At 35.1% G+C, this 786-nt stretch carries 1 protein-coding gene; it reads left to right on the top strand.

The window, feature by feature from the left end; genetic code table 11:
• The first annotated feature begins 112 nt into the window (after positions 1–112).
• Positions 113–622: an HdeD family acid-resistance protein gene (locus FC98_RS13810; RefSeq protein WP_054656230.1), complete on the top strand. Its 510-nt coding sequence runs from the start codon at positions 113–115 to the stop codon at positions 620–622.
• Positions 623–786: the final 164 nt, after the last annotated feature.

Here is a 786-nt window from a genome sequence, read left to right as displayed (position 1 = left end):
TTAACCGGTATGCCCAAAGGAACCGTGATTTTCGATCGATTAAAGCATTATTTAATTTACGACCAACAATCTGATGTCTATAAAAGCTGTACATTATTGGGAGGAATTTTATATGAATAAGTTATTGGACAGATTTGACCCATTTATGTTTGTCATCGGGATCTTAAGTATTTTCGTTGCGGTCATTTCTTTAAGAAATCCCCTAGCAACCTTCAGTGCGGTAGTCGTTATTGCAGCAATTACCGCAATTTTGTCCGGGATTTACAAGTTAACCGTTCTTAGAGGTGCTTTAGAAAATTCTGGATGGGTCGTTTTTAACGCGGTCGTTGACATTATTATCGGAATTTTAATGTTGTTCAACGGAAAGTTTGGCATTCTATTTGTTGCAATTTCGTTTGCAATTATGTTCTTGATGGATTCAATAATATCGTTATGGCTTTCGAACATTATCAAGTTAGTTAACGAAAAGTATTTTATGGTTGACGTGATTTTATCCGTAATTGGCATTATTTTAGGTGTTCTTTTATTGATTTATCCCGCCTTTTCAATCTTATCAATCTATTACCTAGTAGGATTATTCTTTATGATTACTGGGATTAGTGCGATTATTCACTCAATTTAATTTACTAAATTAAATGCCGCTTCCCGTTCTGGTGACTAGACGCAGTTCGATTCTGTGTACGGGAATAAGTCCAAACATTGATGACTTTAAAAGCTAAGTCGTTTTAGGAGATGAGTTTTTGGGAGTGTCAAGCATCTTGTGTAAATGAAATGCCTTCGTACATA

The organism is Lentilactobacillus kisonensis DSM 19906 = JCM 15041, from assembly GCF_001434135.1.
Taxonomy (GTDB): domain Bacteria; phylum Bacillota; class Bacilli; order Lactobacillales; family Lactobacillaceae; genus Lentilactobacillus; species Lentilactobacillus kisonensis.
This window is presented reverse-complemented; position numbering and strand designations above follow the sequence as displayed.

Bases quoted from the DNA above. Each gene is read 5' to 3' on its own strand.
- FC98_RS13810 (WP_054656230.1), top strand. From the start codon at position 113: ATGAATAAGTTATTGGACAGATTTGACCCATTTATGTTTGTCATCGGG.